The following is a 688-nucleotide window of genomic DNA, read 5'->3' on the forward strand; positions in this document are numbered from 1 at the left end:
CAAGCAAAAGTTGGACCGCACGGAGATTGCCGGTCTTCCGGTAAATCTCAGACGCCTTCGTCCGCCGGAGCGAATGCGTTCCGTATCCGCTCGGTTCGAGTCCAATTTCCGCCACCCAATCGCGGACCAACTTGGCGTACTGCCGCGTTGAGATGTGCGGTGACGCGTGGAAGCGACTGGGGAACAGGTGCCGACATCCCCACATTTCGGGTTGGTCGAGCCAGGCAGCTATCGTTTCTCGTGTGTTTTCAGAAACTTCGAACTGGACGGGCCGATTGGTCTTGCTCTGAATGATCGTGACACGTTCGCGAACGCCGTCGCCAACGACAAGATCGCTGACCCTCAGCTGTACGAGGTCGCACCCGCGTAGTTTGCTATCGATGGCGAGATAGAAGAGTGCCAGGTCGCGGAGGTTGCCGCCGAGTTCGAGCCGCGCCCGTATGGCCCACACCTGCTTTGGCAGTAGCGGGCGTTTCTGGCCGATAAGGCGGCCCTTGTTCCAGGTCTTGCGTTTTGGCTTCACGGCGGGAAGTTGGATTCTGGGCATATCTGAGCCTCCATCCATCCCTCCCGGCCCACACATCAACGCCGCGTTGACCACCGATTGTAGGGCCAACGGTCAATGGCGGGTCTCAGATCCGTGCCGTAGACCCCCAATGCTGCGCCGCCGCAGGTCAGCTTCGAGCCC

1 protein-coding gene is annotated in these 688 nt (G+C 60.3%); it reads right to left on the reverse strand.

Annotated elements, in window-relative coordinates:
• A partial coding sequence (locus R5H32_RS20925) for a tyrosine-type recombinase/integrase (RefSeq protein WP_318340568.1) occupies positions 1-547 on the reverse strand: 547 nt, incomplete at its 3' end.
• Positions 548-688: the final 141 nt, after the last annotated feature.

Source organism: Defluviimonas sp. D31, assembly GCF_033436765.1.
Lineage (GTDB): Bacteria > Pseudomonadota > Alphaproteobacteria > Rhodobacterales > Rhodobacteraceae > Albidovulum.